The sequence below is a fragment of the Mycoplasmopsis felifaucium ATCC 43428 genome, from assembly GCF_000687775.1.
In the GTDB taxonomy this organism is placed as follows: Bacteria; Bacillota_I; Bacilli_A; order Mycoplasmatales; family Metamycoplasmataceae; genus Mycoplasmopsis; species Mycoplasmopsis felifaucium.
In genome coordinates this window covers 40,258-49,922 of sequence record NZ_JHXS01000005.1, presented here as the reverse complement: position 1 = coordinate 49,922, position 9,665 = coordinate 40,258, and the positions used below count along the sequence as shown (strand labels likewise).

The window sequence follows — 9,665 nt, the reverse complement described above, 5'->3', positions numbered from 1 at the left end:
CCTTGTCGGCTAAATACTGACCTGCACGAAAGGCATAATGATCTCTCAACTGTCTCAACACTAGACTCGGTGAAATTATGGTCCCAGTGAAAACGCTGGGTACCCGCATCTAGACGAAAAGACCCCATGGAGCTTTACTACAACTTCGTATTGAAATTTGGCCTAACATGTGTAGGATAGGTGGGAGACTATGAAACCGGGACGCCAGTAACGGTGGAGTCATCCTTGAAATACCACCCTTGTTATGTTGAGTTTCTAACTTGCCATCATAATCAGGTGGGAGGACAGTGCGTGGTGGGTAGTTTGACTGGGGCGGTCGCCTCCTAAAGAGTAACGGAGGCGTTCAAAGGTACACTCAGTACGGTCAGAAACCGTATGTAGAGCGCAAAGGTAGAAGTGTGCTTGACTGTGAGACTTACAAGTCGAGCAGGTGCGAAAGCAGGACTTAGTGATCCGGCTGTACATTGTGGAATGGCAGTCGCTCAACGGATAAAAGTTACCCTGGGGATAACAGGCTAATCTTGCCCAAGAGATCACATCGACGGCAAGGTTTGGCACCTCGATGTCGGCTCATCGCATCCTGGAGCTGGAGTCGGTTCCAAGGGTTGGGCTGTTCGCCCATTAAAGCGGTACGCGAGCTGGGTTCAAAACGTCGTGAGACAGTTTGGTCCCTATCTGATGTGGGCGTTGGAATATTGATGAGAGCCGCTCTTAGTACGAGAGGACCGGAGTGGACGTACCGCTGGTGTTCCAGTTGTTCCGCCAGGAGCATAGCTGGGTAGCTAAGTACGGAAAGGATAACCGCTGAAAGCATCTAAGTGGGAAGCCTCCTCAGAGATGAGTATTCCCTTGAAATTCCTTATAGACTATGAGGTTGATAGGCTGGATGTGTAAGCACAGCAATGTGTTGAGCTGACCAGTACTAATAAATTGATAGGTTTAAAAGTAGAGATGTTTATTTTATGACATTTCAATGAAACATATAAAATTACTATTCAGTTTTCAGAGAACAAGTACCATTAAGGGTACTTTTTTTATATAATTTTTAAAGTAATATTTTTTACTAAAATGCCTATCAAATAGTGAAATAAATAAAAAATTTATAATATTTATGAAACTAAAGAAAATAATGTATACTATAAGAGTATTTATTGAATTAGCTACAAAAAAATAAATATAAAAAAGCTAAAAAAATGTTTTATTTAAATTGTAAGTATTGTATAATTAATATGCTTTTTTAAGCACAACAGGAGAAGTAGCTCAGCTTGGCAGAGCGCTACGTTTGGGACGTAGTGGTCGCAGGTTCAAATCCTGTCTTCTTCACCATTTATGGGGGATTAGCTCATTTGGCTAGAGCGCCTGCCTTGCACGCAGGAGGTGGTGGGTTCGAATCCCATATCCTCCACCATTTATGGCGTTGTAGCTCAGTTGGTTAGAGCATTCGGTTCATACCCGAAAGGTCAAGAGTTCGACTCTCTTCGACGCTACCATTTATATGGATAAAATTCTAACTGAAGGACCTATAGCTCAACGGTTAGAGCAACCGGCTCATAACCGGTTGGCTACTGGTTCGAATCCAGTTAGGTCCACCAAGGGTGATTACCCAAGTCTGGCTGAAGGGACTAGTCTTGAAAACTAGCAGGGGCTTCACGGCCCGCGGGGGTTCGAATCCCTCATCACCCGCCATTTGTTCAATAGAACACCAAACTTCACATATCGCGGAGTGGAGAAGTTGGCATCTCGCAAGGCTCATAACCTTGAGGTCACTGGTTCGAGTCCAGTCTCCGCCACCAAAATGGTCCAGTGGTAAAGTGGTTTAATACGCCTCCCTGTCACGGAGGAGATCGCGGGTTCAATTCCCGTCTGGACCGCCATGGCCCTGTAGCTCAGTTGGTAGAGCAACAGATTGAAGCTCTGTGTGTCGCTGGTTCGATCCCGGCCGGGGCCACCATAATTAAGAACACGTTAAATACGTGATTTTTTTATATCTTTTTTACTTACCTATTATTTTTACTTTTAAAAAATACGCATATAATATGCTTATGAAAAATAATAAAATTATGAATAAAATCATTAAAATAGGTTCTCCATTGCTTTTGACTATTTTGCCTGTTTCATTGTCAGTTTCGTGCAAAAAAACACCTGAATTAGACCAATTTATAATTGATAAAGCAAAGGTTAAATTTGATAGCAATTATGTTATTGACGACCAAGATAATGCTAAATTAGACTTATGAATGTTTAGATTGAGTTTTCCAAATCAAGTACAATTGCAAGAAGAAATCAATAAGATTAATAAGCTAGTTGCTAAAGATAGTTCGTTACTTAAAATATACCCATGAATTAAAGATATAAAGCCAGAATTAACAGATTTTACAATGGATTATTTATGGGGTCGTAATTTAATTAAAGTTGAAAATAATTTTCCTGCAAAATCTAATTTAAAGATTGAATTAAGAGTTATTTCACACCCTTCTACGCTCACTAAATTTAATATAACTTTTAGGTTATCAAATAAAAATAATAATGAAATTTATTCAAATATTAATATCTCAAATTATGATGTAACGTTTTTAAAACCAATTAGTAAGAACCATAACCATATTACTGCTTCAATAGTTAATGAATTAGGTAACAACTTAAAAGAAATGCTTAAATTCAATTCAAGTTCTATATAAATTAATAATAATTTTTAATAGTTTTTTGTAGCTATACTGTCAAAAATAGCTATTTTTTTATATAATTAAATAATATTATTTAATTATTTTTGGAGTATTATGACTAAATTTATATTTACAACTGGAGGTGTGCTTTCTGGATTAGGAAAGGGAGTTACATCTGCGAGTATAGGAAACTTATTAAAATCGCAAGGATTTAAAGTTTTCGCTTTAAAACTGGATCCATATTTAAATATTGATCCAGGTTTATTATCACCGATTGAGCACGGAGAAGTTTACATTACAAATGATGGCTGAAAATGCGACCTTGATTTAGGTCACTACGAAAGATTTATTGATGTGGATTTAAGTAAAAATAGCAATTACACAAGCGGAAGAATTTACAACGAAATCTTTAAAAAAGAAGCTAAAGGCTATTACAATGGTAAAACTATCCAAATTGTGTCACATGTAACTGATGAAATTATTAATATTATTGAATCAACAGCTAAAAAAGAAAAATGTGACTTCATGCTTATTGAAATAGGTGGAACAGTAGGAGATATTGAAAGTAGAGCTCATATTTACGCTATTAGCCAATTCGCTTTAAAACATCCTAAGCAAGTCTTTTTCAACCATATAGCCTTTGTACCTTATTTAAGTGCTTCTAAAGAATACAAATCAAAACCATCTCAATTTTCAATTGCAGAGCTTAGAACATTTGGAATTAACCCTAATTTATTACTTTTAAGATCTCAAGGTGAAATTGACGAATCAATCATAAATAAAGTTGCTAATGCATCATTTTTAAATAGTAGAAACGTTATTAGCGTACCTGATAAAGCAAATGTTTATGAAATTCCTATTTACTTATATAAACAAGATTTATTAAGTATTATTTATGACCATTTTGGTATTAAAAAAGAAATCGACGAAGATGCTTTAAAACCATGAGTAAACTTTACAAATAAATATAATCAAGAAAAAAATAATTCATTAAATATAATGATGCTTGGTGAGGATGTAGCACTTGAAGATGCATATCTTTCTACAATTACATCACTTAAAATTTCTTCAGTTTATGCAAATGTTAAATTAAACTTAATTTTTAAAAGCATTAAAGACTTTAAAAATTCAAGTTTAAAAGATTTTATTGATGAAAATAAGATCAAAGGTATTATGCTTTTGCCTGGTTCAACCGATAATAAAACCTTTATGGATAAGGTTAATTTAATTGGTCAAATTAAAGTACTTAATGTTCCTGTTTTGGCTTATGACGACGCTTTTTTAGCCACTGTCGCTAATTCAGTTATAAAATTAAACCAAAATGATTTAAATATTGATTTATTCAACAAAAAAACTACTGAAAATAGTTTATTTAAACCAGCTAATAAACAATTAAAAATTGGTTCAAATACGATTAAATTAATTAATAATACAATTATCCAAAATATTTATAAAACAGACGAAGTCAGCGAAAGATACAATATTAGATTTGAATTAAATGAAAAATTTTTAAACAACATTGTTCTTGATGATTTAATCTTTAATTCTTATGATGCACAAATGCAAGTACCACAATCATGTGAACTTAAAAATCATCCATTCTATCTAGCTGTAGAGTACCACCCTGAATTTACTACTAGGGTATTAAAATCTAATAAAATATTTGATGCATTCATTGATGCATGTAACAGTTCAAAATAAGGAGAAATATGAACGCAGAAGATTTAAAGAAAACTTTAAATATGCCTAAAACAAACTTCGATATGCGTGCTAATTTAGTGACTAAAGAACCACAATTTAGGGCGTTTTGAGAAGAAATAGATTTATATAATAAAGTTTTAAAGAAAAATGAAAATAATACACCTTTTGTATTGCATGATGGTCCCCCATATGCAAATGGAAACATCCATATTGGACATGCTTTAAATAAAATTTTAAAAGATATCATTGTACGTTATAAATCACTTAGGGGTTTTTATTCTCCTTATGTTCCTGGTTGAGATACACACGGTCTTCCAATTGAACACAAAATGCTATCAGAAGCAAAACTTAACTATAAAAATTTAAGTAAACTAGAATTAAGAAAAAGAGCATCTGCTTATGCCGATTCTCAAATTGAACAACAAATAAAACAATTTAAAGAATTACAAATGCTTACTGATTTCAAAAAGATTTATGTTACTAAAGATCCAAAATTTGAAGCTGCTCAATTAAAATTATTCAAAAAAATGATACTAGAAGGCCTTATTTATAAGGGTTTGAAACCAGTTTACTGATCACCATCAAGCCAAACAGCATTAGCTGAGGCTGAGGTTGAATATAAAGACATTGAATCACCTTCTATTTTTGTAGCTTTTCCAATTATTGATAACAATGGATCACAAAAAGTCAAGAATGCAGATAATTTAATTATTTGAACTACTACTCCTTGGACGCTTTTGGCTAACGCCGGAATTGCTGTTGGTGAAAAATATACTTATTGTCGTTTTGAATCTAATGGTATAGGTTATGTAGTTGCTAAAGATTTATTTGACAAAGTTGTTGAAGTTTGTCATTTTGAAAATGCTAAGATAACATCTGATTTTAGTGCTCTTGAATTAGTAAATATGAAATATAAAGGCGTTATAAATAATAATATTTGCCCTGTTGTTTTTGGACACCACGTAACACTTGAAACTGGTAGTGGTTTAGTTCATATTGCTCCTTTATTTGGTGAAGATGACTTTCAAATAGGAAATAAAAATTCACTTGAAATGATAATGCATGTTGAAGATGATGGAATTATTAATGAACAAGGCGGTAAATATCAAGGTCAATTTTATGAAAAAGCTAATGAATTAATTTTTGACGAATTAACCTCTAAAAATGCCTTATTGGCAAAAAATAAAATCAAACACTCATACCCGCATGACTGAAGAACACATCAGCCTATTTTATTTAGAGGTACTCCACAGTGATTCGTTTCAATTGATAAAATAAAACATGAATTATTAAGTGAATTAGATAACATTAATACATATCCTGAATGAGCTAAAAAGCGTCTTTCAATCATGATAAGTGAAAGAAATGATTGAACTATCAGCCGCCAAAGAACATGGGGGGTTCCAATTATCGTATTTTACGACAAAGACAATAAACCAGTCGTAAACGCTGAAATTTTAGACTATGTGATTAACTTAGTTGAGCAATTTGGAACTGATATTTGGTGAGAAAAAGAAGCTGATGAGTTGCTTCCTGAAGAATATCGTAATTTAGGTTTCACAAAAGAAATGGATATTATGGATGTTTGATTTGATTCTGGTTCAACATCAATAGCTGTTGAAATTGATCCTAAGGTTTCCAGTCCATACGATTTATATCTTGAAGGTAGCGATCAATATAGAGGTTGATTTAACTCTTCATTAATAAATTCCGTTGCATATACTTCGCACGCACCATACAAACAAATTGTTAGTCATGGTTTCGTGCTTGATGCTAAAGGCGAAAAAATGTCAAAATCAAAAGGTAATACTGTTGATCCTTTAAAAGTTATTAAAAAATCTGGTGCTGATATTTTAAGACTATGAGTAGCTAATTCAGAATATACTAATGATGTTTCTATTGGTGATGATATTATTAATCAAAATAGCGAAACATATCGTAAGATTAGAAATACAATTAAATTCTTACTAGGAAATTTAAACGATTACACCTATAATCCAGGCTTAAAAAGAACAGGTGTTCACGAATTTATTAAAAATCAATTAGAACAAATTAAGGAACAAGTTTATACAGCATACGATGAATATAAATTCTCAAGTGCAATTAAATTAATAAATAATTACGTAGTTGAATTATCAAGTTTTTACTTAAATATTTCTAAAGATGTCTTATATGTCTATGAAAAGGACTCAAAAGAAAGACAAATGACTTTATTAAATATTTATGAAATTACTGACTTCTTAATTAAAGCTATTGCCCCAATTTTGCCTACTACAGCTGAGGATGCGTATAAATACTTCAATAAGAACCAAAAATGTGAAAGTGTTCATTTAGAAACAATTGAATATCCAAAAGGTTTTGATACAAACATTATTAAGCAATGAGATGAATTCTTTAATCTTAGAGATGAAATTAATTTACATCTAGAAAAAGCAATTAAAGACGGCTTAATTAATAGAACAAATGAGGCTAAAGTTAAAATTAAAACACCTAGCGATTTTATTATGGGTCTTGACCTTAAACAACTATTCATGGTTGGATATGTAGAATTTTCAGATTCAACTGAAGTTGAAAAATTTGATTCATTAAAATGTTTTAGATGTTGAAATCATTTTATTCCGAGCCAAATTATGGATGAATTATGTCCATTATGTCACAAAGTGGTTGATAAGTTTGAGAAAGAAAATCAACCTAACTAGGATTTGCGATGAAAGAATCGAAAAGCAATATTTCATTTACAGATAAACTTAAAGTATTTATTAAATCTATTAAATTAAATTGAAAATCTATTGTTTTCAAATACATCTTATTTATAGCTGTTTTCGTTTGTCTTCTATTGATTGATCAGATTACTAAAAACTTCATTTTTGGTGAAGATTCTTCTATGGAAAGCTTCTTAAAAGATGTTGCAAGTGGAAAAAGTTATGATTTCGGCATAATAGGTTTTAAAGCTCTTGATCATCATGGTGTAACTGTTTTATCTAATAAAAATCTTGGTGATTTTGGATTTATGATTATTCATGTTATCAGCATTTTATTATTTATCATTATGCTATCACTTCCTTTATTTATCGAAGACCATGTTTTAATCATCTTGGTGGCAGGAATAGCCGCCGGCGATATTGGAAACTTTATAGATAGAATGAGATTTAATAATACTGTTAAAGATATTATTTATAGTCCTTTTATAGACAGATGAATGGGCAGATCTACAGGAGTATTTAATTTTGCTGACACTTTTATAATTGGCGGAATTATAACAATGGTTGTTTATTTATTATTTAGATCATCAAATTCTTCAATGCAAGAAAAACTTAATGATCAAAATATGGCTTACGAACTTTTTGTTGATCCCAAAGTTTTAGATGAAATTGAAAAAGAAAATAAAAAATCGGGAATTGATAAATTATTTAGTTAAAAAATAATGGTGATAAGACCATTATTTTTTGTCGTTTATGTTAGTTTTTAAGATGTTTAGGAAAGCTTCCTGCGGCACCTCAACTGTTCCAAGCATCTTCATTTTTTTCTTACCAGCTTTTTGTTTTTCAAGCAGTTTTTTATATCTACTTAAATCTGAGGCGTGAAGCTTATGTGTAACATCTTTTCTATAAGCCTTAATTGTTTCGCGGGCGATAACTTTTCCGCCGATTACGGCCTGGACAGGCACTTCAAAGTTTTGTCTTGGAATAGCTTCTTTTAATCTGACACATAAATCTCTAGCCTTTTCATAAGCTGAATCTTTATGGCTAATAATGCTAAAAGCATCAATTTTATCGCCGTTTAGCAAGATGTCCACTTTTACTAATTCGCTTGTTCTATAGCCTATTAAGTCATATTCAAATGATGCATAACCTTTACTTAAACTTTTCATTCTATCAAAGAAGTCAAAAACAATCTCAGCTAAAGGAAGCTCATATACTAATTTACTTCTTGTATCATCAATATATTCAAGCAATTTATAAATACCTCGTTTATTTTGACATAAGTCCATAATATTTCCAATATATTCATTAGGCAGAATTATGGTTGCTTCAATATATGGTTCTTCAATATGATCGATATAGTTTCTATCTGGTAATAAACTTGGATTAGAAATCATTTCGACTTCATGGTTTGTCATAAATACTTTATATTCTACTGTTGGACTAGTTGCAATAATACCAATTTTGTATTCTCTACTTAATCTTTCTTGGATTATTTCCATATGCAGCATTCCCAAAAAGCCTACACGAAAGCCAAATCCTAACGCTTTAGATGTTTCTTGTTCTCAAGTTATAGAACTATCACTTAAAGAAATTTTTTCAAGGCTTTCTTTTAATTCCATATAGTCTCTAGTATCAATTGGATAAAATCCGGTAAATAAAACAGGTTGTTTTTTCTTATAGCCCGGAAGAGCTTCTTTTGCTGGATTATCTACAAGTGTTATAGTATCGCCGACGTGAACTTCTTTAGCATCTCTAATTGTAGCAGCTACATAACCAACTTCACCAGCTTCAAGAACTTTCTTTTTAGTTTCTTTAGGGTTTCTAACGCCTAATTCAATAACATGATATTCAGCATCATTAGACATAAACTTAAATTTGTCCCCTACTTTTAAGGTTCCTTCAAAAACTCTAATTAACATAACTACTCCACGATATTCATCGAAATAAGAGTCAAAAATTAAAGCTTTAAGCGGTTTATTATCATCAGCCTTGACAGGCGCAGGAATATATTTTACAATTGCATCAAGCACTTGTTCACAGTTTAATCCGGTTTTTGCACTTATACAAATTGCATCATCACAAGGCAGACCAATAACACTTTCAATTTCATCTTTAGTTCTTTGAATATCTGCACTAGGTAGATCAATTTTATTAATAATTGGAATAATTGTTAGGTTATTTTCTAATGCTAAATAAACGTTTGCAAGAGTTTGTGCTTCAATTCCTTGTGTAGCATCAACTAATAACAAGGCACCTTCTGTGGCTGCTAATGATCTAGAAACTTCATATGTAAAGTCAACGTGTCCTGGAGTATCAATAAGGTGAAAAATGTAGTCTTTATATTTTATTTGAACTGCATTTAATTTTATTGTTATTCCTCTTTCACGTTCAAGATCCATTTGATCTAAAAATTGATCATCCATTTCATGTGTGCTAACGGTATTTGTTAATTCTAAAATTCTGTCCGCTAGTGTACTTTTACCGTGATCAATGTGTGCAATAATTGAAAAGTTTCTGATTTTTGATTTATCCATGTTAACCACCTTGTTATATTTTATGTATAAAATATACCAAAAATATAGGAACTGGTATCATT

At 32.0% G+C, this 9,665-nt stretch carries 5 protein-coding genes, 8 tRNA genes and 1 rRNA gene; 13 read left to right on the top strand and 1 reads right to left on the bottom strand.

Features of this window, described 5'->3' with window-relative positions:
- The 13 genes from T390_RS0101335 to T390_RS03730 form a co-directional block, all read left to right on the top strand.
- Positions 1–947: ribosomal RNA gene (locus T390_RS0101335) — 23S ribosomal RNA — on the top strand; the annotation flags it as partial.
- A gap of 302 nt (positions 948–1,249) precedes the next feature.
- Positions 1,250–1,326: transfer RNA gene (locus tag T390_RS0101330), tRNA-Pro, on the top strand.
- Between the two features lie 5 nt (positions 1,327–1,331).
- Positions 1,332–1,408, top strand: a tRNA-Ala gene (locus tag T390_RS0101325).
- A gap of 5 nt (positions 1,409–1,413) precedes the next feature.
- Positions 1,414–1,490, top strand: a tRNA-Met gene (locus T390_RS0101320).
- A gap of 26 nt (positions 1,491–1,516) precedes the next feature.
- Positions 1,517–1,592 (top strand) — tRNA-Ile (locus T390_RS0101315).
- A gap of 1 nt (position 1,593) precedes the next feature.
- Positions 1,594–1,686 (top strand) — tRNA-Ser (locus tag T390_RS0101310).
- 31 nt (positions 1,687–1,717) lie between these two features.
- Positions 1,718–1,793 (top strand) — tRNA-Met (locus T390_RS0101305).
- A gap of 4 nt (positions 1,794–1,797) precedes the next feature.
- Positions 1,798–1,874, top strand: a tRNA-Asp gene (locus T390_RS0101300).
- 1 nt (position 1,875) lies between these two features.
- Positions 1,876–1,951, top strand: a tRNA-Phe gene (locus tag T390_RS0101295).
- A 91-nt stretch (positions 1,952–2,042) separates the two neighbouring features.
- Positions 2,043–2,678, top strand: a complete 636-nt coding sequence (locus T390_RS0101290) for a hypothetical protein (protein WP_156930738.1) — start codon at positions 2,043–2,045, stop codon at positions 2,676–2,678.
- Between the two features lie 99 nt (positions 2,679–2,777).
- Complete coding sequence (locus tag T390_RS0101285) at positions 2,778–4,364, top strand: CTP synthase (protein ID WP_036435991.1); 1,587 nt, start codon at positions 2,778–2,780, stop codon at positions 4,362–4,364.
- A gap of 8 nt (positions 4,365–4,372) precedes the next feature.
- Positions 4,373–7,063 (top strand): isoleucine--tRNA ligase, encoded by a 2,691-nt coding sequence (gene ileS, locus T390_RS0101280; RefSeq protein ID WP_027334731.1) that lies wholly within the window; start codon positions 4,373–4,375, stop codon positions 7,061–7,063.
- Positions 7,064–7,071: 8 nt separating this feature from the next.
- Entirely contained in the window at positions 7,072–7,782 is a 711-nt protein-coding gene (locus tag T390_RS03730; RefSeq protein WP_051590841.1) for a signal peptidase II, read from the top strand.
- Between the two features lie 21 nt (positions 7,783–7,803).
- Here the strand turns inward: T390_RS03730 and lepA are convergent, their stop codons facing one another.
- The gene (gene lepA / locus T390_RS0101270; RefSeq protein ID WP_027334730.1) at positions 7,804–9,603 is read right to left on the bottom strand and encodes a translation elongation factor 4; all 1,800 of its coding nucleotides are present in this window, start codon (positions 9,601–9,603) and stop codon (positions 7,804–7,806) included.
- Positions 9,604–9,665 lie beyond the last annotated feature (62 nt).